Origin of the sequence: Janthinobacterium amylolyticum (genome assembly GCF_051380655.1) — a bacterium.
Classification (GTDB): domain Bacteria; phylum Pseudomonadota; class Gammaproteobacteria; order Burkholderiales; family Burkholderiaceae_D; genus Janthinobacterium.
The window spans coordinates 454,052-477,028 of the sequence record NZ_JBNYXL010000004.1 but is presented as its reverse complement, the minus strand read 5'-3'; the positions used below and the strand labels follow the sequence as shown (position 1 = coordinate 477,028).

At 63.9% G+C, this 22,977-nt stretch carries 22 protein-coding genes, 5 tRNA genes and 1 pseudogene; 17 read left to right on the top strand and 11 right to left on the bottom strand.

What is annotated here, in order from left to right:
- Positions 1-139 (top strand): annotated as a pseudogene (locus ACQ4WR_RS11445) (IS3 family transposase); the annotation flags it as partial.
- Positions 140-518: 379 nt separating this feature from the next.
- Here the strand turns inward: ACQ4WR_RS11445 and ACQ4WR_RS11440 are convergent.
- Positions 519-707 (bottom strand): hypothetical protein, encoded by a 189-nt coding sequence (locus tag ACQ4WR_RS11440; RefSeq protein WP_180979363.1) that lies wholly within the window; start codon positions 705-707, stop codon positions 519-521.
- 16 nt (positions 708-723) lie between these two features.
- On the opposite strand from ACQ4WR_RS11440, the gene ACQ4WR_RS11435 reads away from it, so the two are divergent.
- The 11 genes from ACQ4WR_RS11435 (at position 724) to aqpZ (ending at position 8,064) form a co-directional block, all read left to right on the top strand.
- Positions 724-1,779: a DUF5694 domain-containing protein gene (locus ACQ4WR_RS11435; RefSeq protein WP_436487313.1), complete on the top strand. Its 1,056-nt coding sequence runs from the start codon at positions 724-726 to the stop codon at positions 1,777-1,779.
- A 184-nt stretch (positions 1,780-1,963) separates the two neighbouring features.
- Positions 1,964-2,039: transfer RNA gene (locus ACQ4WR_RS11430), tRNA-Glu, on the top strand.
- A gap of 124 nt (positions 2,040-2,163) precedes the next feature.
- Positions 2,164-2,239 (top strand) — tRNA-Glu (locus ACQ4WR_RS11425).
- Between the two features lie 64 nt (positions 2,240-2,303).
- Positions 2,304-2,379 (top strand) — tRNA-Glu (locus ACQ4WR_RS11420).
- A gap of 93 nt (positions 2,380-2,472) precedes the next feature.
- The gene (gene earP / locus ACQ4WR_RS11415) at positions 2,473-3,642 is read left to right on the top strand and encodes an elongation factor P maturation arginine rhamnosyltransferase EarP (protein WP_436487311.1); all 1,170 of its coding nucleotides are present in this window, start codon (positions 2,473-2,475) and stop codon (positions 3,640-3,642) included.
- A gap of 135 nt (positions 3,643-3,777) precedes the next feature.
- Positions 3,778-4,353 carry an elongation factor P gene (locus ACQ4WR_RS11410; protein WP_034778059.1) on the top strand — a complete coding sequence of 192 codons (576 nt, stop codon included), beginning with the start codon at positions 3,778-3,780 and terminating at the stop codon, positions 4,351-4,353.
- Between the two features lie 330 nt (positions 4,354-4,683).
- Positions 4,684-5,748 carry an amidase family protein gene (locus ACQ4WR_RS11405; protein ID WP_436487309.1) on the top strand — a complete coding sequence of 355 codons (1,065 nt, stop codon included), beginning with the start codon at positions 4,684-4,686 and terminating at the stop codon, positions 5,746-5,748.
- 40 nt (positions 5,749-5,788) lie between these two features.
- Complete coding sequence (locus tag ACQ4WR_RS11400; protein ID WP_146012506.1) at positions 5,789-6,199, top strand: hypothetical protein; 411 nt, start codon at positions 5,789-5,791, stop codon at positions 6,197-6,199.
- An 80-nt stretch (positions 6,200-6,279) separates the two neighbouring features.
- The gene (locus ACQ4WR_RS11395) at positions 6,280-6,738 is read left to right on the top strand and encodes an Ivy family c-type lysozyme inhibitor (protein WP_102298172.1); all 459 of its coding nucleotides are present in this window, start codon (positions 6,280-6,282) and stop codon (positions 6,736-6,738) included.
- Positions 6,738-7,148 carry a GNAT family N-acetyltransferase gene (locus tag ACQ4WR_RS11390; RefSeq protein WP_436487307.1) on the top strand — a complete coding sequence of 137 codons (411 nt, stop codon included), beginning with the start codon at positions 6,738-6,740 and terminating at the stop codon, positions 7,146-7,148. The genes ACQ4WR_RS11395 and ACQ4WR_RS11390 overlap by 1 nt, the downstream gene beginning before the upstream one ends.
- Positions 7,149-7,374: 226 nt before the next feature.
- Positions 7,375-8,064: an aquaporin Z gene (gene aqpZ / locus ACQ4WR_RS11385; RefSeq protein ID WP_102298217.1), complete on the top strand. Its 690-nt coding sequence runs from the start codon at positions 7,375-7,377 to the stop codon at positions 8,062-8,064.
- 82 nt (positions 8,065-8,146) lie between these two features.
- On the opposite strand, the gene ACQ4WR_RS11380 is transcribed toward aqpZ, so the two are convergent.
- Positions 8,147-8,977, bottom strand: a complete 831-nt coding sequence (locus ACQ4WR_RS11380) for an AraC family transcriptional regulator (RefSeq protein WP_436487305.1) — start codon at positions 8,975-8,977, stop codon at positions 8,147-8,149.
- 131 nt (positions 8,978-9,108) lie between these two features.
- Between ACQ4WR_RS11380 and ACQ4WR_RS11375 the strand changes: the two genes are divergently transcribed.
- From ACQ4WR_RS11375 to ACQ4WR_RS11360, 4 genes are all read left to right on the top strand, one after another.
- Positions 9,109-10,341: an MFS transporter gene (locus ACQ4WR_RS11375; protein ID WP_102298182.1), complete on the top strand. Its 1,233-nt coding sequence runs from the start codon at positions 9,109-9,111 to the stop codon at positions 10,339-10,341.
- A 252-nt stretch (positions 10,342-10,593) separates the two neighbouring features.
- Entirely contained in the window at positions 10,594-11,976 is a 1,383-nt protein-coding gene (gene cysS / locus ACQ4WR_RS11370; RefSeq protein WP_436487302.1) for a cysteine--tRNA ligase, read from the top strand.
- Positions 11,977-12,057: 81 nt separating this feature from the next.
- A complete protein-coding gene (locus ACQ4WR_RS11365) occupies positions 12,058-12,600 on the top strand; it encodes a hypothetical protein (protein WP_436487301.1) in 543 nt (180 codons plus the stop codon).
- Complete coding sequence (locus tag ACQ4WR_RS11360) at positions 12,593-13,141, top strand: hypothetical protein (RefSeq protein ID WP_146012507.1); 549 nt, start codon at positions 12,593-12,595, stop codon at positions 13,139-13,141. The genes ACQ4WR_RS11365 and ACQ4WR_RS11360 overlap by 8 nt, the downstream gene beginning before the upstream one ends.
- Here the strand turns inward: ACQ4WR_RS11360 and dbpA are convergent.
- From dbpA to ACQ4WR_RS11330, 6 genes are all read right to left on the bottom strand, one after another.
- Positions 13,128-14,546 carry an ATP-dependent RNA helicase DbpA gene (gene dbpA / locus ACQ4WR_RS11355; RefSeq protein WP_102298191.1) on the bottom strand — a complete coding sequence of 473 codons (1,419 nt, stop codon included), beginning with the start codon at positions 14,544-14,546 and terminating at the stop codon, positions 13,128-13,130. The two genes, ACQ4WR_RS11360 and dbpA, sit on opposite strands and share 14 nt — an antisense overlap.
- A 109-nt stretch (positions 14,547-14,655) precedes the next feature.
- Complete coding sequence (locus ACQ4WR_RS11350; RefSeq protein WP_102298194.1) at positions 14,656-14,892, bottom strand: hypothetical protein; 237 nt, start codon at positions 14,890-14,892, stop codon at positions 14,656-14,658.
- A 217-nt stretch (positions 14,893-15,109) separates the two neighbouring features.
- Entirely contained in the window at positions 15,110-16,774 is a 1,665-nt protein-coding gene (locus ACQ4WR_RS11345; RefSeq protein ID WP_436487298.1) for an acid phosphatase, read from the bottom strand.
- Between the two features lie 121 nt (positions 16,775-16,895).
- A complete protein-coding gene (locus ACQ4WR_RS11340) occupies positions 16,896-19,394 on the bottom strand; it encodes a TonB-dependent siderophore receptor (protein WP_436487297.1) in 2,499 nt (832 codons plus the stop codon).
- A gap of 100 nt (positions 19,395-19,494) precedes the next feature.
- Positions 19,495-20,517 carry a FecR domain-containing protein gene (locus ACQ4WR_RS11335; RefSeq protein ID WP_102298199.1) on the bottom strand — a complete coding sequence of 341 codons (1,023 nt, stop codon included), beginning with the start codon at positions 20,515-20,517 and terminating at the stop codon, positions 19,495-19,497.
- Between the two features lies 1 nt (position 20,518).
- Complete coding sequence (locus ACQ4WR_RS11330; protein WP_180979559.1) at positions 20,519-21,037, bottom strand: sigma-70 family RNA polymerase sigma factor; 519 nt, start codon at positions 21,035-21,037, stop codon at positions 20,519-20,521.
- A gap of 219 nt (positions 21,038-21,256) precedes the next feature.
- Between ACQ4WR_RS11330 and ACQ4WR_RS11325 the strand changes: the two genes are divergently transcribed.
- Positions 21,257-21,928, top strand: a complete 672-nt coding sequence (locus ACQ4WR_RS11325; RefSeq protein ID WP_436487295.1) for a hypothetical protein — start codon at positions 21,257-21,259, stop codon at positions 21,926-21,928.
- Between the two features lie 90 nt (positions 21,929-22,018).
- On the opposite strand, the gene ACQ4WR_RS11320 is transcribed toward ACQ4WR_RS11325, so the two are convergent.
- From ACQ4WR_RS11320 to ACQ4WR_RS11310, 3 genes are all read right to left on the bottom strand, one after another.
- Positions 22,019-22,095, bottom strand: a tRNA-Met gene (locus ACQ4WR_RS11320).
- Between the two features lie 85 nt (positions 22,096-22,180).
- On the bottom strand, positions 22,181-22,714 hold the full coding sequence (locus ACQ4WR_RS11315; protein ID WP_436487293.1) for a hypothetical protein: 534 nt from the start codon (positions 22,712-22,714) through the stop codon (positions 22,181-22,183).
- Between the two features lie 137 nt (positions 22,715-22,851).
- Positions 22,852-22,928, bottom strand: a tRNA-Met gene (locus tag ACQ4WR_RS11310).
- Positions 22,929-22,977: the final 49 nt, after the last annotated feature.

Below are 22,977 nucleotides of genomic sequence, written 5' to 3'. Positions count from 1 at the left end.
GACGGCACAAGAAGCACAACGGGACATCAGCCATTACCTGATGCACCGGTATAACTGGATACGGCCGCATCAGTTCAACCAGGGACTGGCACCGGCCGTCGTCGAAGAAAAACTTAACATAGTGTCCGGGATGGGTTGACCACTACACCCTGAGCGGCTTTTTTATTTGTGCGACGTGTTTTCGCCATACCCCTCGGGGGAGCGTGACTAAGCTGTTAGCGCGCTTGCATGGCATGCAAGAGGTCAGCGGTTAGCTCCCGCATTACCTCCACCAACAGCGCAGAAATCACATGATAATCAAAGTCGCCTGGAGCGGCTTTTTTTATTTCCGGATTGTTTTCCGCCATACCCCTGGGGGAAATATGGCTAAGCTGTTAGCGCGCTTGCATGGCATGCAAGAGGTCAGTGCTTAGCTCCCGCATTACCTCCACCAACAGCGCAGAAATCACATGATAATCAAAGTCGCCTGGAGCGGCTTTGTTTGCCATTCCTCGCTGCCTGCGCTCGGCGTATCCACATCATTTGCATTTCAGAATGCCATTTTTGCCGTTCATCGTTTTTGCGCGGACACCGGGATATTCAGTGCTTAAGATATCCATTGCCCGGACTGTGGCTGGCCAAGTTCGCGCACGCGTCTTTTTTATTCCTGCCAGCACCATAAAATCACTGAACTCCGGAGGTGGAATGTCCCGTTTATTTGCCAGCATGTTGTGCGCCGCTTGTATGCATGTTCCCGCGTTCTCGGCGGAGGCGCCTGTCGCTCCTTTCGATCCCGCTGCCCGCAAGTTGCAAGCGGGGGGTATCAATGAAGTGATGGTGCTGGGCACGCCGCATTTGTCGCAGTTGCCGAAGTCGTTTGATGCCGCGCATCTGAGTGCATTGAATGCGCGCTTGCTGGAATGGAGGCCGGATGCCATCGCCATCGAGGCCGTGTCCGGCCCGCAGTGTGCGTACCTGCGCAGCTACCCGCAGCGCTATGCGGACACGATCAAGTCTTATTGCTGGGATCCGGCCGCGGCACGGGCGACGACGGGGCTGGATGTGATGGCGGCCACCGTGCAGGCCCAGCGCCTGCTGGCCGCGTGGCCTGCTTCGCCATCTGCCGCGCAGCGGCGCACGCTGGCATCGCTGTTCCTGGCTGGCGGCGAGCCGGCGTCCGCGCTGGTGCAGTGGCTGCGCCTGCCGGAAGCGGAGCGGCGCGCAGGTGACGGGCTCGATGCAGCGCTGGTGGCCGTGCTCAATGCCAGGCTGCAACGGCGCGGCGAGGATGTGCGGATCGCTGCCGTGGTGGCGGCGAAGAGCGGGCACGAGCGCGTGTATGCCATGGATGACCATACGGCCGATGCGCCTGTCGAAAATGAGGCGGACGAGAAGGCCTACGGCGAGGCGATCATGAAGGCGTGGGATAACCCGTTTGCGGCGCAGCGCAAGCGTATCAGCGATGCGCTGGAAGCGGCATCGACGACCCCGGCCGCCGTGCTGGCCATGTACCGCGCGCACAACGGGCCGGCCATGGCCGAGATGGCTTTCCGTGGCGATTTCGGTGCGGCGCTCGAGGAACCATCGCCTAGCCATTATGGCCGCAATTACGTGGCCTACTGGGAAACGCGCAATTTGCGCATGGCATCGAATATCCGCGAGGTGATGATGGCGCGCCCGGGCATGCGGGTGCTGGTGGTGGTGGGCGCGTCGCACAAGGCGTACCTGGAGGCGTATCTGCGGCAGATGCATGATGTGCGCATCGCCGGCACGGATGATCTGCTGCGCCAGGCCGACTGAGAGCCCGTGCCCTGGCTTTCTGCCATCTTCGCCCTCGCATGGAGCGGGGAATGCAATAAGATGGAAAATAAGAAGGCCGGCTGTTGATTTCGTGAATCGCTTCGTGTTAAACTTCGCGCACGCTTTTTTGAGGGGCTAAACAAAGCCTTCAACGAAGAGTCCGCTGAGAGTAAAACCAGCACAGGTCCCCATCGTCTAGAGGCCTAGGACATCACCCTTTCACGGTGAGTACAGGGGTTCGAATCCCCTTGGGGACGCCAGGATTTAGTTGTAAAGCAATATTGCAGTGCTGAATGGGCCTGACAAGTCAGGCTTTTTTTGTTTCTGCCATATTGCTGCTGTACCGGGTCAGGATGCGAAGTAGTGCATTCAGGACAGATTTCTGTCCCCATCGTCTAGAGGCCTAGGACATCACCCTTTCACGGTGAGTACAGGGGTTCGAATCCCCTTGGGGACGCCAGATTCGCGTAGTAAAGCAAGTAGCAGGTCGGGGTGCAGGGTAGCGCATCCAGGACAGATTTTCTGTCCCCATCGTCTAGAGGCCTAGGACATCACCCTTTCACGGTGAGTACAGGGGTTCGAATCCCCTTGGGGACGCCAGACCGGCTGAATCAGCCAACAACAAAGCCGCCTGGTAACAGCGCGGCTTTTTTGTTATGCCTCCATGCGAATGTTTTTCTTTCTCCCTTGACTATGCCATTACCCACCGATCGCGCCGCATCTTTGGCCATCTTCTGTAAAGTCGTCGATAACTATGGCGATATCGGCATTTGCTGGCGCCTGGCGCGGCAGTTGCGGAGCGAGCACGGCGTGGCCGTGACCCTGTGGGTCGACGATCTGGCCAGCTTCCAGCGCATCTGCCCCGAGATCGACGTGGCGGTGGAAAGCCAGCAGGCGGCCGGCGTCACGGTGCGCCACTGGCGCGGCCAGGATGGCGTATTTGCGCCGGCCGACATTGCCGATATCGTCATTGAATTCTTTGCCTGCGACATTCCACCCGGCTATATTGCCGCCATGGCGCAATGCACTTCCCATCCGGTGTGGCTGAATCTGGAGGGCTTGACGGCCGAAGAGTGGGTCGAAGGCTGTCATGCGCTGACGTCGCCGCGCCACGGCATGATCAAGCATTTCTTTTTCCCCGGCTTCACGCATAAATCCGGGGGCTTGCTGCGCGAAGCGGCGCTGGAAGAAAAGCGCCTGGCGTTCCAGGCCGATGCGGCCGCCATGGCGGCTTTCCTGCGGCAGTTTGGGGTGACGGCGGCGGAACTGTCCGCGCTGAAAGTGTCGCTGTTCTGCTATCCATCCGCGCCCGTGGCCGAGCTGTTCGCCGCCTGGCGGCAGGGTAATGAGCCTGTAGTGTGCCTGGTGCCAGAAGGCGTGGCGTTCGACGCCGTTCAGGCCTTTATCGGCGACGATGCGGCGCCGGCCGGTGCGGCGCGCACGCGCGGCGCGCTTACCGTGCGCGTGCTGCCCTTCGTGTCGCAGGACGATTACGACCGCCTGCTGTGGGCCTGCGATGTGAATTTCGTGCGTGGCGAGGATTCCTTCGTGCGCGCGCAGTGGGCTGGCAAGCCTTTCCTCTGGCATATCTACCTGCAGGATGAAAACCTGCATCACGTGAAATTGCGCGCCTTCCTGCAGCGCTACGCGGTGGACGGGCAGGGGGCGATAGCCAGCCTGGCGCAGGCGGCGCTGGCCTGGAATGGCGCCGGCACGGACGCCTTGCCGTGGACGGCGCTGTGGCCAGCATTGCGCGCCGATATGCCGCGCATCAGCGCCCGTGCGCAGGACTGGCAGAGGCAGATGCAGGAAAATGGTGATCTGGCAAGTAACCTGCTGGCCTTCGCTGGCGCGACGAGATAGGCGCTTGCCAAAAATTAAGGTAAAATGCCCGGTTATTTCTAACGTATTTTTAACCGATCAAACGCAAGCTTGCGGCGCTGATGGCACCCAGGCGGCAGATGGTCTTCATGCAACCCACTTTTTACGTACATTCCTATGAAACCCGCAAAAGAAATTCGTGTTGGCAATATCATCATGGTCGACAGCAAGCCAATGATCGTGTTGCGTTCTGATGTCAACGGTTCGAGCCGCACGGGCTTCACCTATAAATGGAAGATGAAAAATCTTCTGACGAACACCCCGATGGAAAACGTCTTCCGTGGCGACGACAAGTTCGACGTTGTTGTTCTGGATAAAAAGCCAGTGACCTATTCCTACTTCGCCGACCCGCTGTTCGTCTTCATGGACGCCGAGTACAACCAGTACGAAATCGAAGAAGAAAACCTGGGCGAAGCGCTGAACTACCTGAAAGATGGCATGGAATGCGAAGCCATTTTCTACGACGGCAAAGCGATCTCCGTTGAACTGCCTACGACCATCGCCCGTCAAGTGGTGTACTCGGAGCCTGCAGTCAAAGGCAATACTTCGGGCAACGTCCTGAAAGAAGCCAAGATCGAAAACGCCATCGACGCACATCGCCACACCGTGCAAGTGCCGCTGTTCGTGGCACAGGACGACGTCATCGAAATCGACACCCGTACCAACGAATACAAGCGTGTCGTACGCAACTAAGAGATCACCGCGCTGCGCTGCCTGCAGGGCCCGGCACATGCCGGCCTGGCATGCTCCAGTGTTCGATCACCAGGAAACGCTGCCTTCGGGCAGCGTTTTTTTTTGCTTAAAAAATAATTCCGTTCAACAACAATTGAGTTGCAAGGGCTGCTATGCTATGACTCACGCATTATTGCGTTAGAAACATTGAAGTTTCCTGGAGATAGCATGCAGCGCAGCCACACCTTACGCACTGGCCCCTATCGGGGCGGCGTCACGCCCGCCGGGGCGGCCGTACCAGCGCGCGCTGCGCGTGCTGTCCTGTCCCGCCCGACAACGCCTGCCAGCCCCATGGCCCATCTGCTGGATGCGGGAGTCCTGCCGCAGCAGCAGATGATGCAGGCAGGCAAGCTCAGTTCGCATGCGCTGACGTCGCAATATCTGGCACGCATCCGCTCGCTGTGCAGTATCGGTGCGCGTGCCCATGCCGGCATCGAGATCAATCCCGACGCCTTGAAAATCGCCCTGGAGATGGACCGCGAACGGCAGGTGCACAAGGTGCGCGGCCCCTTGCATGGCATCCCCATCGTCTTGCGCGACAATATTGCCACCGGCGACCGCATGAAGACGCGCACTCAGGCGCCGTCGGCCTCCAGCGCCAGTTGCGATTCATTTATTGCCGCCCGACTGCGCGCCGCTGGCGCCGTCATCATCGGCAAGAGCAATTTGCGCCAGTGGGCCGCCGTCAGCGTGCCGCATGCGAGTGCCAGCTGGGCCGGCCTGACGATACTGGCCGTGGACAACGAAACGCACGGCTCCATCGTCGCTCCCGCCTCCACCTGCGGCCTGGTCGCCATCCAGCCCACGGGCAGGGCCGCAGCCGGACAGGCCGGCGAAGCGGCCACGGCCGGGCCGATGGCGCCCAGCGTGCGTGAGGCGGCCTGGCTGCTGGCGGCCATGTCCGATGCGGGCAGGGCCGAAGCGCCGGAACTCGATCCGCGCGGCTTGCACGGGCGCCGCCTTGGCGTGGCGCGCAGCCTGTTTGGCCACTGCGCCGAGACCGATGGTGTGATCGAGCAAGCCTTGCAGGTGCTGCGTGAACAGGGCGCGGCACTGCTGGAGCTGGCGGAACTGCCGTCCACGCCCGAGCCTGGCGCCATCGAAGCGCTGCTGCACGCGCATGCGCTCGATGCGCTGGTGGGGCCCACATGCCATGGCGTTTCGCTGGCGCATGCGCTGCAGCCGCATATCACGGTACCAGCCGGCACGGTGCGTGGCTTGCCGGCCGGCTTGTCCTTCATCGGTGCTGCCCACGGCGAAGCCCGGCTGATCAGCATGGCGTTCGCCTATGAGCAGGCGACCTTGCACCGGCGCACGCCGGCATTGCCGTCCAGTATCACCGAAGCGCTGCGCTGAGCATGCCGTGTTCCTTACTTTTAGCCCCCTCTGATATTTTATGCTTGCAACTTTGCTGCTGAGCGCGGCCGTGACTGCCGCCACCCCCGCTTTCGATGCCACGCAACTGTCCGGCAGCTGGTCCGACAGCTTCAATTCCAACAGCGTGTGCGATCCGTCGCGGCACCTTACGCGCATGCAGCTGTCTGATGATCATGCGCGGCTGGCGATCTTCAACGACCGCATGCGCAGTAGCAAGCTGGGCGAGGCCAACCATTTTGCCGCCACGGTGGTGGCGGAAACGGAGCGCAGCCTGACCATCCGCTATGACAATGAAAATCGTCTGGATGACCAGGGGAAACCGGTGGAATGGCAGTTGATTGTCGTTGCGCCCGGCGTGTACCGCTGGCGCCAGGCAGACTGGCCCGAAGGCAAGGTCAATGGCGTGGTGGGCATCCGCTGTTCGCCTTGATGCGTTTGCCTTGATGCCGTGCCAGGGAAGGGCATGTCATTCTGTTATGCTCTGTGCTGTATTGTTTTCCAGGAACTCGCATGCCTGTACGTTTATTCTCCTCCCTGGGCCTGGCTGCCGCCGTGGCGCTGGCCGTCATGCCGGCGCAGGCCCGCACGCCCAGGCTGTCGCTGGTCGAGCAGGCGCAAAGCTGCGATGGCGGCGCCAGCTGCCCGTATTTCGCCGACGTCTACAAGGCCGACTATGCCTTTCGCACCGCCTTCAAGGTGGCCATCAAAAAAGCCGGCCTGAAACGGCAGCGCTGGGTGCCGGATGGCGTGACCAGCCCGCTCAAGCCCGTCGAGATCGATGGCAAGGCCCGCCTGCTGAGCAGTGTCTGCGAACCGCACAATTGCGGCCACCGCTATTCCATCCTCTATGATCCGGCCACGCGCAGCATGACGGGCGTGTACCTGGGCCGCGACGCCAAAGGGGAAGCGCGCACCGTGTATTTCGGCGAACCCAGCATCGCCGAAGCCGACCTGCTGTACAAGAACTGATGGCCGCGCCCCTGCGCATTTCCAGCGGGCGCGACGAGCTGGACGTGGCCATGATCCACCGCTACCTGAGCGAGCAGTCGTACTGGAAGCGGGGCGTGGCGCTGGAGGTGGTGCGCAAGGGCATCGACAACGCGCTGTGTTTCGGTGGCTATGTGGAGGGCCAGCAAGTGGCGTTTGCCCGCGTCGTCACCGACTATACGGACTTTGCCTATCTGCGCGACGTGTTTGTGCTACCCGCCTTCCAGGGGCGTGGCTACGGCCGGCAAATGGTGGCCGCCGTGCTTGGCGACGAGCGCCTGCGCGGCGTGGGCTGGATGCTGGCGACCGACGATGCACAGGGCTTGTACGCCAGCTTTGGTTTTGAGTCCCTGGCAACGCCAGAGAAATACATGCGTCGCCCGGCGCCATGATGATTATCAAATAAATAGTTTATTCCAAGAAAACCATTAATATTGTTGCATGAAATTAATGTTGCCTTGATAATGACAACATGCCATCATTCGCGCACTGTTGCGATTGCTCACGCGTCATCCCGGACGTTTCGGCTTGCCGTCGCCACCGGGCGAGGGCGCGCCGCATGAGCGGTCTGACGGGGCGTCCCTGGCACGTTTTTTCGACACTTTTAAGGAAATCATCATGAAACAATATGGCGCCGAGTTTCTCGGCACTTTCTGGCTGGTGCTGGGCGGTTGCGGCAGCGCCGTGCTGGCCGCCGGCTTCCCTGGCCTGGGAATCGGATTTGCCGGCGTGGCGCTGGCGTTTGGCTTGACGGTGCTGACGATGGCCTATGCCATCGGCCACATCTCGGGCTGCCACCTGAATCCCGCCGTCTCGATCGGCCTGTGGGCCGGCGGCCGCTTCCCCGCCAATCAATTGCTGCCGTACATCATCGCGCAAGTGCTGGGCGCCATCGTGGCAGGCGGCGTGCTGTACGTGATCGCCAGCGGCCAGGCCGGTTTCGATGTCAGCAAGGGTTTTGCCTCGAACGGCTACGGCGCCCATTCGCCGGGCGGCTACTCGATGCTGTCGGCGCTGGTCATTGAAATCGTGCTGACCATGTTCTTCCTGATCGTCATCCTGGGCGCCACGGACAAGCGCGCCCCGGCCGGCTTTGCCCCGCTGCCGATCGGTCTGGCGCTGACCCTGATCCACCTGATCAGCATTCCCGTCACCAATACCTCCGTCAATCCGGCCCGCAGCACGGGCGTTGCCCTGTACGTGGGCGACTGGGCCACCAGCCAGCTGTGGCTGTTCTGGCTGGCACCCATCATCGGCGCCCTGCTCGGGGCGATGGCCTACCGTCTGATTGCGGGCGAAAAGAAGTAAGTTTCTTGCTTTGAAGGCAACGGTTGGTCGGCCTGGCCCGCAGGGCGCAAGCCGACGCTGCCGGCAGCACCCGCACCTGGGCTTATTCCGCGCCGCGCCACTCGCTCAGGTAGTGCTGCGGCGTGCGGCCCAGGATGCGGCGGAACATGGCGCTGAAGGCGCTGGGGCTGGCGTAGCCCAGCGCATAGGCGATGGCGGCCACGCCTTCGCCCCGGTCCAGGCGGCAGAAGGCTTCCGCCAAATGCACTTGCTGCAGCCATTGGCGGTAATGCAAGCCCGTTTCCCTGGGAAACAAGCGGATCAGGGTGCGCGCGCTGGCGCCCGCATCCTGGGCCCAGTCCTCGATGCTGCGCCGGCTGCCGGGTGCTGCCATGATGGCCGAACACACGGCCACCAGGCGCCGGTCGCGCGGCCAGGGGATGGCCAGCGGCACGGTATCGGCGGCGGCCAGTTCCGACAGGATCAGGTGGGCCAGCCAGTCGCCGCGTCCCGCCAGCGCATACTCGATCGGTTCGGCCAGCAGCGCCAGGATCAGCTCGCGCAACAGCCGGCTCACTTCCAGCACCTTGCAATCGGTGCCGAACTGGGCGGCGACCTGCGCATCGATGTACACGGTGCGCATGCTCAGTTCGCTGAGTATGTGTACCTCATGCACGATGCCTACAGGTATCAGCAGGGCGCGGCGGGGCGGCAAGATCCACACGCCATGCTCGGTACTCACGCGCATCACGCCCTGCGTCGCATACAGCAGCTGTGCCCGTACATGGCTGTGCGGCGCCGTATAGTCGGACGCCGCATATTGCTTGGACATGGCTGTCACGGGACGGGGCACATGCTGGTAGTCGTGCGAACTGGTGCTGCGGCTGAACGGCACGCCATCGGGATGGGTCTGGGCGGGGTGGTGGGTGTACATGTGTCTCTGCTGCTGCGTTGTCACCGGGTTGTCACTTGCGCGACGATTATTGGAAGTTAGTAGTCCGGTGGCCATACTATACTGCTTTCTTTGCGGGGCCGCCTGCCGGGCCCCATCATTGCGGAAGAACCATGCACACCACCACCACGTCTGCCGCCGCCATGCCGGCGGCCCCTACACACCAGAGTTCCCAACAACAATCCGGTCTGGCCATGCACATCCTGGGCGCCGTCGCCTTCGTGCATTTGCTTAATGACTTGATCCAGGCATTATTGCCGTCGATTTATCCGATGCTGAAAGCCGAGTTTTCACTCAGTTTTACCCAGGTCGGCCTCATTACCCTGACGTTCCAGTGCACGGCCTCGCTGCTGCAGCCGTGGATCGGCCTGTACACGGACCGCCGCCCGCTGCCGTTCCTGCTGCCGGTGGGCATGTGCTTTACCCTGGCCGGCGTGCTGATGCTGGCCGTCGTCACGACTTTCCCGACCCTGCTGCTCGCTGCCGGGCTGATCGGCGTCGGTTCCTCGACTTTTCACCCGGAAGCGTCGCGCGTGGCGCGCATGGCGTCGGGCGGACGCTACGGTTTTGCCCAGTCGCTGTTCCAGGTGGGCGGCAATGTGGGCTCCGCCCTGGGGCCGCTGCTGGCGGCTGCCGTCATCGTCAAGCGTGGTCACGGCAATGTCGCCTGGTTCAGCCTGCTGGCCGTGCTGGCCATCGGCGTGCTGTACAAGGTCAGCCAGTGGTATAGCGGGCACCTGGCCAGTTTCAAGCCGAAGGCGGGCGGCCACGGGCCGAACTTGTCGCGCAACAAGGTGATGGGCGCCCTGGGCGTGCTGGCCCTGCTGGTGTTCTCGAAATACATCTACATGGCCAGCCTGTCGAGCTACTACACGTTTTACCTGATGGACAAATTCCATTTGTCGCTCGGCGATGCCCAGCTCTACCTGTTCCTCTTCCTCGCCGCCGTGGCGGCCGGCACCTTCATGGGCGGCCCTATCGGCGATCGCATCGGCCGCAAGCGCGTGATCTGGATTTCCATCCTGGGCGCGGCGCCATTTACCCTGCTGCTGCCCTACGTCGACCTGTTCTGGACGGCCGTCTTGACGGTGATCATCGGCTTCGTGATTTCGTCCGCGTTTTCCGCCATCGTCGTCTTCGCGCAGGAACTGGTGCCGGGCAAGGTGGGCATGATCGCGGGGATTTTCTTTGGCCTGATGTTCGGCGTGTCCGGCATCGCGGCCGCCGCCATGGGCCACCTGGCCGACATTTCGGGCATCGCCTATGTGTATAAAATCTGCTCCTATTTGCCGCTGCTGGGCATCCTGACGGTGCTGCTGCCGCATATCGAACAGGCGAAAAAATAAGCCAGTGCCGCCGGCAGGCTTGACGGCCCGCCGGTGCGCATGCGATATTGCCCCCATGCTTACATCCATCCTCATTTCAGCCACTGTCACCGCCGCCACTGCCGCTGCTACTGCCGCCGCGCTGTGTCCGTGTACCTGGCTCCGTGAGGATGCGGCCCGGCGCCGTTAAACTTTTTGTTCCTCATTCGATGGCCACAGTGTTGAAAAACCTGTGGCCATTTTCTTTTTCCGCAACGCGCATGAAAGCCCCGCATGACACTTCATTTATACGACACGTATAGCCGCAGCCTGCGGCCCTTCGAACCCCTCGCCGCCGGCCAGGCAGGCCTGTACGCCTGCGGCCCCACCGTCTACGATTACGCGCACATCGGCAACCTGCGCACCTATCTGTTCGTCGACGGCTTGCGCCGCGCGCTCGAATTCAATGGCTTGCAGGTGCGCCACGTGATGAATATCACGGACGTCGGTCATCTGACGTCGGACGCCGACAGCGGCGACGACAAGATCGAGGCGCGCAGCGCCCGCAGCGGCAAGTCGGCCTGGGATATCGCCGCCGAATTTACGCGCGCGTTCGAAGGCGACCTGCGTGCGCTGAATATCCTGCCGCCCACCGTCTGGTGCCGCGCCACGGACCACATCGCCGAGCAGATTGCCTTCATCCTTGACCTGGAAGCGAAGGGCTATACCTACCGCACGGACGACGGCATCTATTTCGACACGACGCGCCAGGACAGCTATGGCAAACTGGCGCGCCTGAACCGCGACGGCCTGCAGGCGGGGAAAAGGGTGGATCTCGGAGAAAAACGCGATATCTGCGACTTCGCGCTGTGGAAGTTCAGCGGCGTGCCTGGCCAGCGGCAGATGGAGTGGGACAGCCCCTGGGGCCTGGGCTTTCCCGGCTGGCATATCGAATGCTCGGCCATGGCGGAAAAGCACCTGGGCGCGTATTTCGACATCCATTGCGGCGGCGAGGACCACGTGGCCGTCCACCACAGCAATGAGATCGCCCAGACGGAGGCGCGCCACGGCACGCGCCTTGCCAACTTCTGGCTGCACGGCGCCTTTTTGAAAACGCAGGACGCGAAGATGTCGAAATCGTCGGGCGACTTTTTACGCTTGCACAGCCTGGTGGAGCAGGGCGTCGATCCGCTGGCCTACCGCTACCTGTGCCTGGGCGCCCACTACCGCGGCAGCCTCAATTTTACGGACGAGGCTTTGCGCGCCGCCGCCAGCGGCTTGGCGCGCCTGCGCGTCACCGTCCATGGCCTTGGCGAAGCGCAGGGCGAGGCCGATCCTGATCCGGCATGGCTGGCGCGCTTCGCGGCGCAGCTCAACGATGACCTGAACTTCCCGCGCGCCTTGGCCGTGGCCTGGGAGCTGCTGAAAAGCGCGCTGCCGGACGCCGTCAAAAAGTCCACCCTGGCCCGCTTCGATGCGGCCCTGGGACTGGACTTGCTGGCCTGGCAGCCGGCGCAGATGGACGTGCCGCAGCAGGTGCAGGCGTGGATGGCACAACGGGCCATCGCCCGCGCGCAGCGCCAGTGGGCCGAGGCCGATCGCCTGCGCGCACTGGCGCGCGCGGCCGGCTATGACATCGACGATACGCCGCAGGGGCAACAGGCGCGGCGCTTGTGAAGATGTCCGGCATAATGGCCGCCTGATGAAACTGGAGATGCCGTGAAGCGCCATTTACTGCTATTGAGTTGTTGCCTTGCCTTGTCAAACGCCGCGCAGGCGGCCAGCGCCTGTCCCGGTTTTCCCGCGCTGGCTACCTCCGGCGACACGCTGCTGGCGCAAGTGCGCGCGCTGCCGCCCGTCGGCATCGAGCGGGAAGGGCAAGCGTGCGCGCCGGCCACCGTCATCGATTTCGCCTACAGCGGCGGGGTGCTGTGCAGTTTTGGCGCGGGCAAGGAAGCCGTGGAGGCGGCGACATCCGCCGTCACGCGGCTGGCCGATGGCGGCGAACTGGTCGAATACCTGTATCTGTTCCCGTATGCGCCGGCCACGCATGCGCGCCTGCTGGCGCTGCTGGGCGCGCGTTTTACGCCGGTCGACAAGGCCGCCTGGCCCGCCTTTCTGCAGAGGGCCAGGCCGGGCAAGGAAACCACGGCCCTGTTCACGCACGGCGGCTACTACATCTCGCTGGGCAAGCCCGCCGAAGGCGATCCGGCCGAATGGTATTCGAATGTGATCTTTGAAAAAATGGACCAGCCCGCGCTGGGCGTGCGCAAGGTGTGCAAGGATGCCGGCGATGCTTGAAGCGGCTGCCTTTCCGGCCGCATTGGCGGACACCGTGGCACGCCTGCTGCCAGCGCTGTCCCCCGGTCAGCTGCATGTGCCATCGGCCCCGTTCGAGGTGCTGCAAAATGGCCGGCTGCTGCGCATTCCCGTGCGCACCCACTATGCGCGTGAACGGCTGCTGGTCTGTGCCGCGCTGCCCGGCGACGCTGGCGTCATCGCCCTGTGCCTGGGCACGCGCCACCATGACGGCCATCTGCGCGAAGCGTGTGCAAGGCAGCTGCTGCAGCAGGAACGGGCGTGGACGGTGCCCTTCATCGTGCACCTGTGCGGCGAATACGTGCTGGAGATTGTCGAAGTAATTGGCGCTGCGTTGCCGGCCTGGAATGCGCAGGCGCTGGCGCGCTATCTGCTGGAGAATCCTGGGTATGTGGAGACGCTGCAGCGGCGCGCCGTCAGCTACTGGAACTGCTACTACCGCCGGCAGTATCCCGTGTGGGAAGACTATCCGGCACGCAGGACCATGGCGGCCCTGCGCGCATTACAGCTTACGCCTCGATGAAGCGCATCTTGAAGCTGCGGCCCTTGATGTTGCCGAAGTCGCGGCCCAGCGGGTTGCCCGCGTTCAGGCGCTTGAAGGCCGCTTCGGCCACGGAGCGGTCGATGGCCACATAGGTCATGAACTCGAACACGTTGATCTTGCCTACTTGCTCTTTGGTCAGGCCGGCGTCGCCCGTCAGCGCACCGAGCAAATCGCCCGGGCGCAGCTTGTCCTTCTTGCCGCCCATGATGCACAAGGTGACCATCGGCGCCGGCAGGGCCTCGGCGCCATCGTCCTCGCCCAGTTCCTTCAAGTCGTGCCATTCGACGGCGCTGTTCTGGTACTGCTCGATCAGCTTGACCCATTTTTTTTCGTTCGGCGCGCACAGCGACAGGGCCAGGCCCTTCTTGCTGCCACGGCCCGTGCGGCCGATGCGGTGGATATGCACTTCCGTGTCCTTCGAGACGTCGACGTTGATCACGGCGCCCAGGTCGGAAATATCCAGGCCGCGCGCGGCCACGTCGGTGGCCACCAGCACGGAGCAGCTGCGGTTGGCGAACAGCACCAGGATTTCATCGCGCTCTCGCTGTTCCAGCTCGCCGTACAGGGCCAGCGCGGAAAAGCCTTGCTGGCGCAGTTCCTCGGCCAGTTCGCGGCAATGCACCTTGGTATTGCAGAAGGCCAGGGTCGATTCCGGCTTGAAGTGTTTCAACAGCTTGCCGACGGCCGCATTGCGCTCGTCGAAGCCGATTTCATAGAAGCGCTGTTCGATCTTGTCGTTGTCATGCTGCGCTTCGACCGTCACTTCCAGCGGATTGACGAGGAACGAGGCCGTGGCGCGGCGGATGTCTTCCGGGTAGGTGGCCGAGAACAGCAAGGTCTGGCGGCGTGCCGGGCAGGCGCTGACGATGCCGGCGATTTCTTCATAAAAACCCATGTCCGTCATGCGGTCCGCTTCATCGAGCACCAGCGTCTGCACGTGGTTCAGGTTGATGGTGCCGCGGCCGATATGGTCGCGCAGCCGGCCCGGCGTGCCGACGACGATGTGCGCGCCGTGTTCCAGCGAGGCGATTTGCGGGCGCATCGGCGCGCCGCCCGTCAGCGTCAGGATCTTGATATTGCCGGCCGCGCGCGCCAGGCGGCGCAGCTCATTGGCCACCTGGTCGGCCAGCTCGCGCGTCGGGCACAGCACCAGGCCCTGCACGGCGAACCAGGCAGGATTGAGCTTGTGCAGGATGCCGATGCCGAAGGCGGCCGTCTTGCCGCTGCCCGTTTTCGCCTGGGCGATCAGGTCGCGGCCATCGAGTACCGCCGGCAGGCTTTGCGCCTGGATGGTGGTCATCTCGTGGTAGCCGAGCGAGTCCAGGTTGGCCAGAAAGGCGGGCGTCAGCGGCAGGCTGGAAAAAGCGGTAGTAGTGGCGTTCATAGGGCGGGACCGGGTAAAAAGCGGGTGGATGGGCACAGTCTACAGGCGATTTACGCCCTTGTGCGGATGGTGATGAAGCCGGCGGCAAACGGCCGCCCGCGTTGGGAAATCAGGTATCAGGCGCCCAGATGGGCAGGCCGGTGAGATCGAGGCCGGCGTCGCGCGTCCACACGGGCAAGCCCGTGGCATCGGTCGGCTCCAGCAATTCCAGCTGCACCTGTTTCAAGGCCACCTTGCGCACGCGCGCGCGGCGCTGCGGTTCCGGCGCCGGCTCTGGCGCGTCGTGCGCAGGCGGCGGGCCGAAACCGGGCAAGTCGATGGTGGCGTTGTCTTTTTTATCTCTCATTTGCTAACCTCTGTCCCTGGCCTGCGAAAGCCAGGGGGCGGGCAAGGTGCTGCCCGCCTATGTCTATACGCTTTAACTTCATCCACAAAACAAAAGCCCGGCTACTGGAGTCGGGCTCATTGTTGGGACAACCTGCAGGAAAACTTGTCCTGCGGATTTAAGTGCGGCACGCAGTGTATCACAGGCGTGCCGCATTGTGGGAAGGGCCGTTGTGCAATCAGCGGAAGCTGAGGGCGCCTGTCAGGTCGCCCGGCGGCAGCGCGCCGCGCGACGCGAACGCGTCATTGCGCACCTTCAGGCCTTCGAGCAGCGGCAGGTCGTGCAGGCGCGTGATCAGGCGCAGGATCGACGTCGTGTCATAAAAACTGTGGTCGACGGCGCCTTTTTTCGCGTATGGCGAGACGACGATGGCGGGAATGCGCGTACCCGGGCCCCAGCGGTCGCCTTTTGGCGGCGCCACGTGGTCCCACCAGCCGCCGTTTTCGTCGAAGGTGATCACCACGATCATGTCCTTCCACTGCGGCGAGGCCTTCAAGTGGGCGATGACGTTGGCCACGTGCTGGTCGCCCGACTCGATGTCCGAGTAACCGGCGTGCAGGTTCAGGTTGCCCTGCGGCTTGTAGAAAGTCACGGCCGGCAGCTTGCCCGCCACGGCGGCGGCGAGGAATTTGTTCGAGATCGGGCTGTCGCCCGTGCCGCCGTCGCGCAGGTGTTCGGCACGCGCCGCCGTGCCTGGGGCGAACTGCTTGAAGTAGTTCAGCGGCTGGTGGTGGAACTGGAAGTTCGGCTTGCTGCCGCCGCCCTTGTGGTCGAGTGCCGCTTGCCAGCCGCCGCCATACCAGGCCCAGCTCACGCCCTTGCGCGACAGCAGGTCGCCGATAGTGTCGTAGGTTTGCGGCGGCAGGGTATTCGCGTCGGCCGGATCGGCGTGCAGCGGGTCGCCGTCGTAGGCGGGACGGATGTAGCTGGGCTGGTACGGCGGCGCCATGGTGTTGACGGCATAGCCGTCCGGCGTGATGGCGCCGTCATTGACGTATTTCGGCTTGCCGTCCAGCGCGGACGCCGGGCACTCGGGCGAGATCGCCAGGCGCACGCCTTGCGGGCCGTCGGCCAGCACGGCGATCTTTTTCTTCGCCGCCGTTTCGGCGGCGTTGAAGTATTCGTTGGCGCGGCCAGTGACGAGGAACTGGTGGTTCATGTAGGAGCCGCCGAAGGCTGCCATGAAGAAGTTGTCGCACAGCGTGTACTGCTCGGCGATCTGCCACAGGTTCAGGTTTTTCGACGTTTCGCCGTAATGGCCCATCACCAGGCCGCCGCTGTCGGCCCACGCGGCGAAGCCGTCGTTCTTGCCGCCGTTGATCTGCATCTGGTTGTTATAGAAACGGTGCACCAGGTCGCGCGTGATGATGCTCTCGGGCAGCGGCTTGCCGGCCGCGTCGCTCAATTTGTAGGGCGCGTTGGGCAGGCCGGCAATCTGGTCTTCCTTGATCAGGTAATCGACGCCACCGATATTCTGCTGGTTCGGCACCAGGCCGCCCCAGATCTTCGGCAGGGTGGCCAGCGGCTTGCCGTCGCGGTCCAGTTGCTGCGCCTGTTCCGCCGTGACGGCGGACAGCGGCGCGCTGGTGCCGGGGAAGTTGGCGAACAGGTTGTTGAAGCTGCGGTTTTCCAGGTAGATCACGACCACGTTCTTGACGTGCGCCTTGAGTTTCGCGTCGAGCGAGCCCTTGGCGATGGTCTTTTTTGCTGGCGCGGCATCGGCCAGCGCCGGCAGGCTGGCGGCCAGGCCGACTGCGGAAGCAGCCTGGAAAATGCGCCGGCGCGAGGGATTGGCGGGTTGGTCGGCCGGATCGGCTGGCAGGGCGGGGGCGAGGTCCTTCACACATTCTCCTTGGTGTCTCTGTGGCACGGGCCGTGGTCGCGGCCCGTGAAGCGGAAAATTGTATCACCGGCCCCTGGGTAGTGTGAAATATTCGGCCGCCGCCCCCGGCGCCATCAGCGCATCAGAACTGGTAGCGCACTTTCAACGCCACCTTGCGCGCCGGGCCATACATGCCCGAGTACCACCAGTCCGACACGGAAGCCGTGTACTGCTTGTCGAACAGGTTGGCCACGTTGACGGTGGCCGACAGCTTGTCGTTGATGTCGTAGCGCGCCATCAGGCTGGCCACCGAGTAGGCCTTCTGTTCCCAGTGCAGCGTGCTGTTGATCTGCCACGCGTCGATGTCCGAATACACGCGGCTTTGCCAGTTCAAGCCGCCGCCCACCGTCAGGCGATGCAGGTCGCCAGGCAGGCGGTAGGTGGTCCACAGTTTCACCAGGTGGCGCGGGAAGGTGGTCTGGATCGCCTTGCCCTCCGCATTTTCCGTCTGGCTGTACGACCACGACGCCGAGACATTCCAGTTGGGCGTGAGGGCACCTGTCGCTTCCAGGTCGATGCCCTGGGTATCGGCGCCCTTGATGGTGCGGAAGGCCGGATCGTTGGAGCCGGGCAGGGTGTGGCCCGGATCCGTTTCGGCCAGGTTTTTCTGGCGGATCAGATACAGCGCGGCGGACGTGTTCAGGCGGCCGTCGAACCAGCCGCTCTTGATGCCCGCTTCATAGGTCTTGCCTTCGCGCGGTGCCAGCAGCTTGCCGTAGCGGTCTTGCGAGGCTTGGGGCTGATAGATGGTGGAGTAGCTGGCGTAGGCGCTGTGCGTGGCGTCGATGTCGAACACCAGGCCGCCGTACGGCGTGAAGACGCTGCTGTCCGATGCCGGCGACGCGCTGTAAAACTGCACGCTGGGCGCGTCCGAAATGTAGTTCTCGCTGTAGCGCAGCACTTTGGCGCCAGCGATCAGCTTCAGGCGCTCGGACAGCGTGAAGCGGCTGGCCGCGTAGGCGCTGGCCTGGCGGCGCGTGCTGTCGTAGGTGACGAAAGTGTCGCCAAACACGGGCGCTGCCATGCGGTTCCAGTGGTACAGATTGACTGGCTGGCCCTGCATGTCCGCGTCGCGGCGGCCATCCGTGGTGCTTTTGAATTCGTTATAGTCCATGCCCAGCACCAGTTCGTGCTGGCGGCCGAACGCGCTGAACGGTCCGCGCACATTGACGTCCACGCTGTTGACCCTGAGCTGGTAATCGCGGTAGTCGGCGCTCATGCGCAGGCCATCGCCCGTAAGCTGGTTGGGAAAGCCGCCGCTCACGTTGATGAACGCCGAGCGCTCTTCCTGCGAGGACTGCACGCGGTTGGCCGAGATTTTCAGCTTCCAGTCGTTCGCCAGCGCGTGTTCCAGGGTGGCGAAGAGGTCGGTGGAATTGCTGCCGAAGCGGTTCGAAGCGGCGGCCGGGCTGAAGGAGCGGGGCAGCTTCGTCATGACGCCATTGTCGTAGAACAGGGGGAAGCCCAGGTAGGACAGCGATCCCTTGGAGCGGTTGCGCTGGTGCGTCACGCCGGCCGTCAGTTTCGTGCCGCTGGCGAGATCGGCCTCGAGCACGCCGTAGATCACCTTCTTGTCGCGGCTGTAGTTGTCGACGATGCTGTCGCCTTCCTCGTACAGCGCCACCATGCGACCACGCAGGCTGCCCGCCTCGTTGAGCGGGCCGGCGATGTCGGCCAGGCCGCGGCGTTCATCGCGCGAGCCCACTTCGCCTTCGACCGAGGCCTGGAACTGCGCCGTCGGCTTCTTGCGCACCATGTTGATGGCGCCCGAGGCGTCGCCCGCACCCGTCATCAGGCCCGAGGCGCCGCGCAGCACTTCGATGCGGTCGTACAGCGCCATGTCGGCCAGGCTTTGCGACGGTATCGCGTTGAGGCCCAGGTTTTCAGAGTGGGTGCTGATGCCATCGAGCTGGTAGTTGGTGATGGCATAGCCGCGCGAGGTAAAGCCCGAGCGTTCGCTGCCCAGCGAGAACAGGGTGATGCCCGGCGTCTGCGCCATCACTTGCGCGATCGTCGTCAGGCCCTGGTCCTGCATGCGCTGCTGCGTGATGACGCTGACGGACTGCGGCGTTTCCTTCACGGACAGGCCCAGTGGGGTGGCCGTGGACACCGGCAGGGCGGAGACGTAGGCGCCCGAGCCTTCGGTGGCGTCCTGCTGCGCCTTGACCGATACTTCCGGCATCATCGACAGCACTTCGCCGCCCGCTGCGGCGTCGGCCGCGCGCAGGGCATAGCTGCCGTTGGCGCTGCGCTCGGCCTTCAGGCCCGTGCCGCGCAGCACGCCGGCCAGCGCGGCCTGCACGTCATGGTGGCCAGTGAGTCCCGCCGTCGTCTTGCCGCGCGTCTGTTCCGGCGTGAAGCCCAGGATGACGCGGGACTGGCTGGCGACCTGGCGCAGCGCGGCAGCCAGGTCGCCGGCGGGCACCTGGAAGTCGTGGCTGGCCGCTTGCGCGGCGGCGCTTTCCTGCGCCAGTGCCGGTGCCGGCACGTTCAGCAGCAGGGCCGAGCCGAGGAAGACGAGGTGGATGGCATACGCCATGCGCTTGATGGGCGGCTTGGAATGATGAATGGCAGGAGACATGGTTACCTTGTGTTGTAGTCGTCAAAAGAACTTTGCATACACAGGTCACGCGAGAATCGAAAGCGGGTAAGTTTTTTTGCGCCGGACGTCAAATAAATGCTCAGCGCCGCTGGCGCGCTTCCACCTGCACCCAGTAGCGCGTGCGCAGGCGCACGTCGACAGGCAGGGACTCGGGCAGTGCCAGCAGGACGGCTTGCGCATCGTCGAGCGGGAAGACGCCGGAGATGCGCAGGCCGGCAACGGCATCATCGCAGCCGAGGAAGCCGTGGCGGTAGCGGCTCAGTTCATGCAGGAAGTCGCGCAGCGGCATGCCGTCGGCCAGCAGCAAGCCTTTGCGCCAGGCCCAGGTGTCGGGCGATGCGGCTTGCATGGACAGCACGCGCCGCGCATCCATGCTGGCGCTGCGGCCGGCGGGAATGACCACGCTGCCGTCGCCATGGCGCGGCATCAGCCGGACCGCGCCTTCCTCGACGGCGACCATGGTGTGGCCGTCGGCCTGGCGCACCGAATAGCGCGTGCCCAGTGCCTGGGCATGGCCATGGGCGGTTTCGACGAGGAAGGGGCGGTAGGGCAGGCCGGCTTCGCGCGCAGTGGCGATGAAGGCTTCGCCCTGCACCAGTTGCAGCAGGCGCTGCGTGCCGCTGAAGCGGACATTGACGGCGCTGGCGCTATTCAGATGCAGCCGGCTGCCGTCAGGCAGCGTCAGCTCGCGGCGCTGGCCCACGCCCGTGGAAATGTCGGCCAGTGCGGCGCGGGCGAAGCCGGGCGCGTATTCCGAACGCGCGCCCAGCCAGCCCGTCAGGCCGATGGTGCCAGCCCACGCCAGCAACTGCAGGCTGCGGCGGCGCGAGGTATGTACGGCAAGGCGGGAACGCGGACCGGAACCTTGCTGCAGCGCCTGGCGGCCCGCCTGCGCATCGAGTTCGCGCAAGCCGCCGCTGGCGCTTTCGATGTGCGCCCAGGCACGCTCGTGGTCGGGGTGCGCCTGGCGCCAGTGCTGCCACGCGGTTTTGTCCGCCGGCGTGGCTTCTCCGCTCATCAGGGTGGTCAGCCATTCGGCCGCCTGCATGGCGATGGCCAGGTCGATGGGCTGTCCCTGGGCGTAGACGGTGGCGCGGCCCATCTCAGGGGGCGGCAAAATCAGGCACGGCGAAAAAGCACAGCAAATTGGCCTTGCTCAGGTATTTTTTCACGGAATGCGTGGTGGTGCCCAGTTCCGCGGCGATCTCGGCATATGTCATGCCGTCCAGGTGGGCCAGCAGGAAGGCGGCCTTGGCCTTGCCGGACAGCTTGTCCAGCGCGCGGTCGACCAGCTGCAGCGATTCGAGCACGATGGCCAGGCTTTCCGGCGACGGCATGCTGGCCTGCGGCTGCAGCAGCAGGGCGTCCAGGTAGGCGCGTTCGAGTTCCACGCGGCGGCAGTGGTTGGCCAGCAGGCGACTGGCGATGGTGGCCAGGAAAGGACGCGGCTGCATGATGCCGGCACTGCCGCGCGCGACGAGCACCTTGATGAAGGTATCCTGCGCCAGGTCGCCCGCCAGGCCCGCATCGTGCAGGCGCCGCTTCAGCCAGCGCAGCAGCCACGAGTGGTGCTCGCGGTACAGGGACTGGAAGTCGGATGGCGGGGAGGTGGCGGACAGCATCGGAAGCACAGCTTAATGTAAATGAGAATTGTTCTCATAATAACCGAGCGGCGTACGCCAGGCAATCAGGAAAACGCTGCGTTGCTGAAATGCGACTGCGCGCCAGGCCCGCGCGCGGCGCCCTTTTGCGCTGACGCACGGCAGATGTAAAAGTTTCCTTGGCGCAAGCTTTCATGTGAGAAAATGCGGCTGTCGATGTGGTGCGGAGCGGAGCGAAAGATGATGTGGATGGTTGGTGGTGCCCTGGTTCTCCTGGTCGCCAGATTTGTATGGCTGGCCTATTTTCACCGGGTCAACGCGATGTCGCGCCAGGCGGAATTGATGCACTGGATCGACATTGGCCGCGTGTCGAATGCGAATGGCGGCAAGGATATTTTGTTGGCGCGCAATGAGCGCGGCGTGAAGATCGACTGGCGCACGGGCGAAGTGTGGCTGATGAACCCGAAGGTGGCCGAGCCGTTCGCCGATTTTCTTGCCGTCGAGCGCTGGCTGACCCTGCGCGACATGGCGGCGGACAAGCCGGCCGCTGCCGCGCCTGCACCCGCACCGGCGGCGCCGGAGCCGGAGCCCGTGCCTGACGCCGGACCGGCGCGCGATACCCTGCCGGCCTTCCAGCAAAAGGTCGACGATTGCCTGGCGAAAGCGGAAGGCGGGCAGGAAATGCTGGAAACGAAGCAGGCATTCGAGGCGGGCAGCGCGCCGTATCTCGACGCGTCGACGGCATTGAGCAAGGCGGCGCTGGAACTGGACGTGTCGCCGGCGCTGGTGGCCACCTTCCACATCAGCGCGTTTGCGGCCCTGGCCGAGACGACGGGTGCCGACAAACTGGAGCGCGCCGCCGCCAGCCTGCACGCCGCGGCAAGGCAGATTCGCGCGGCCGGCGCCGTGTAAGCGCAAGGCGGGCGACGTGCCTGCCGCGCCGGCCAGCCCTGGAATGAAAAAACCGCCGGGTCCCTTGCAGGAGCCAGCGGTTTTATGTATTGGTTGCGGGGACAGGATTTGAACCTGTGACCTTCGGGTTATGAGCCCGACGAGCTGCCAGACTGCTCCACCCCGCAGGCGAATTATATACCATTTTGCTGCGTTGCGTAATGGCCACAGTAAGTGAGGCCTCGCAGCGCCGGCGACAGCGCGGCAAAGCGGTCAATCGCTGGCGCCTTCCGCGTCTTGCGGCGCCGCTTGCAGCGGGAAGACGGCGGCCGTGCCTTGCCGCGTGAACGAGGTGCCGAAGCCTGCTTTGCCATTGTGCAGTGCGTAGGGCAGGAAGAGGATCACGGAAGCGCCGTCCTGGCGATCGAGCGCGATGGCGATGGCGTCGGATGGCTGTCCGTCCGGCGGCACGGCCACGCTGGCGTCGTAGGCGAGGGCGGTGGCCCGGTAGTCGCCTTTGCTGGCGCCCGCTGCCAGGTCGGCCTGGATCAGCTTGACGATGTCCGCCGGCGGCGGCGTGCCCTCGTCATCGGAGCCGTCGTAGCCGCCCAGGGCGACGATCTGGCCGCTGGCCTGCATGGCGGCGCCGAAAGGCAGGAAGCCGCCATGCTTTTCCAGTTGCGCAATGGCGAAGGGCAGCACGAATCGCTGCAGGAGGGTGCTGTCGTCCAGCGCTTCGCCGCGTGCTGGCGACGTGGCGGGAAGCAGCAGGCAGGCAAGCATGGCGGCGGTGCGAAGGAAGGTCATGGGGTTGTGGCAAGTCAAAGAGAGTGACAATTTAACATGGCCAGAGACGCCGGATGGCGCGGGTGATGCTCGGGGGTGATGCGGCGCAATGGAAAAAGCCGCTGATCTTTTGCAAGAATCCGCGGCTTTCCGGTATCTGGTTGCGGGGACAGGATTTGAACCTGTGACCTTCGGGTTATGAGCCCGACGAGCTGCCAGACTGCTCCACCCCGCAGGCGAATTATAGCGGGGTTTGCTGCAATGCGCAATGGCCGGCTTTCAGG

Excerpts from the sequence above, each read along its gene's own strand:
- ACQ4WR_RS11340 (WP_436487297.1), bottom strand. The coding sequence starts at position 19,394 with ATGTCTCCTGCCATTCATCATTCCAAGCCGCCCATCAAGCGCATGGCG.
- ACQ4WR_RS11435 (WP_436487313.1), top strand. The coding sequence starts at position 724 with ATGCATGTTCCCGCGTTCTCGGCGGAGGCGCCTGTCGCTCCTTTCGAT.
- ACQ4WR_RS11440 (WP_180979363.1), bottom strand. The coding sequence starts at position 707 with ATGCTGGCAAATAAACGGGACATTCCACCTCCGGAGTTCAGTGATTTT.
- dbpA (WP_102298191.1), bottom strand. The coding sequence starts at position 14,546 with ATGAACGCCACTACTACCGCTTTTTCCAGCCTGCCGCTGACGCCCGCC.
- ACQ4WR_RS11335 (WP_102298199.1), bottom strand. The coding sequence starts at position 20,517 with ATGGGCCGCGCCACCGTCTACGCCCAGGGACAGCCCATCGACCTGGCC.
- ACQ4WR_RS11325 (WP_436487295.1), top strand. The coding sequence starts at position 21,257 with ATGATGTGGATGGTTGGTGGTGCCCTGGTTCTCCTGGTCGCCAGATTT.
- ACQ4WR_RS11400 (WP_146012506.1), top strand. The coding sequence starts at position 5,789 with ATGCTTGCAACTTTGCTGCTGAGCGCGGCCGTGACTGCCGCCACCCCC.
- cysS (WP_436487302.1), top strand. The coding sequence starts at position 10,594 with ATGACACTTCATTTATACGACACGTATAGCCGCAGCCTGCGGCCCTTC.
- ACQ4WR_RS11405 (WP_436487309.1), top strand. The coding sequence starts at position 4,684 with ATGGCCCATCTGCTGGATGCGGGAGTCCTGCCGCAGCAGCAGATGATG.
- ACQ4WR_RS11380 (WP_436487305.1), bottom strand. The coding sequence starts at position 8,977 with ATGTACACCCACCACCCCGCCCAGACCCATCCCGATGGCGTGCCGTTC.
- ACQ4WR_RS11360 (WP_146012507.1), top strand. The coding sequence starts at position 12,593 with ATGCTTGAAGCGGCTGCCTTTCCGGCCGCATTGGCGGACACCGTGGCA.
- ACQ4WR_RS11330 (WP_180979559.1), bottom strand. The coding sequence starts at position 21,037 with ATGCTGTCCGCCACCTCCCCGCCATCCGACTTCCAGTCCCTGTACCGC.
- ACQ4WR_RS11410 (WP_034778059.1), top strand. The coding sequence starts at position 3,778 with ATGAAACCCGCAAAAGAAATTCGTGTTGGCAATATCATCATGGTCGAC.
- aqpZ (WP_102298217.1), top strand. The coding sequence starts at position 7,375 with ATGAAACAATATGGCGCCGAGTTTCTCGGCACTTTCTGGCTGGTGCTG.
- ACQ4WR_RS11375 (WP_102298182.1), top strand. The coding sequence starts at position 9,109 with ATGCACACCACCACCACGTCTGCCGCCGCCATGCCGGCGGCCCCTACA.
- ACQ4WR_RS11350 (WP_102298194.1), bottom strand. The coding sequence starts at position 14,892 with ATGAGAGATAAAAAAGACAACGCCACCATCGACTTGCCCGGTTTCGGC.
- ACQ4WR_RS11315 (WP_436487293.1), bottom strand. The coding sequence starts at position 22,714 with ATGACCTTCCTTCGCACCGCCGCCATGCTTGCCTGCCTGCTGCTTCCC.
- ACQ4WR_RS11395 (WP_102298172.1), top strand. The coding sequence starts at position 6,280 with ATGCCTGTACGTTTATTCTCCTCCCTGGGCCTGGCTGCCGCCGTGGCG.
- ACQ4WR_RS11390 (WP_436487307.1), top strand. The coding sequence starts at position 6,738 with ATGGCCGCGCCCCTGCGCATTTCCAGCGGGCGCGACGAGCTGGACGTG.
- earP (WP_436487311.1), top strand. The coding sequence starts at position 2,473 with ATGCCATTACCCACCGATCGCGCCGCATCTTTGGCCATCTTCTGTAAA.